The organism is Staphylococcus pasteuri (assembly GCF_030547725.1).
Lineage (GTDB): Bacteria > Bacillota > Bacilli > Staphylococcales > Staphylococcaceae > Staphylococcus > Staphylococcus pasteuri.
Map to the genome: position 1 here is coordinate 1 of NZ_JAUOQO010000847.1, position 241 is coordinate 241.

Below are 241 nucleotides of genomic sequence, written 5' to 3' on the forward strand. Positions count from 1 at the left end.
AGTTCGTACGCGATTTGGACACAGATACTGGTTATTGCGTGGCTCGGCGTCGAGTAGATGATCAATTTTCTTTGTTGGTAAAAAAGCACCTCCTAAGTACAGTCCTTTTGCGCCCAGACAATTCCAAGAATCGCGACTATTGGGTTGAAGTATACGAACAAACTTATCCAACCAAGAAAACCCTGATCAGAAACCTGGTTAAGCCTCACTTTGTCGTTCATCAAGCACCTGACATCCCGTT

At 44.4% G+C, this 241-nt stretch carries 1 protein-coding gene; it reads left to right on the forward strand.

The features are described 5' to 3' along the window. Positions 1–38 precede the first annotated feature (38 nt). A partial coding sequence (locus tag Q4528_RS15705; RefSeq protein WP_303522651.1) for a hypothetical protein occupies positions 39–241 on the forward strand: 203 nt, incomplete at its 3' end.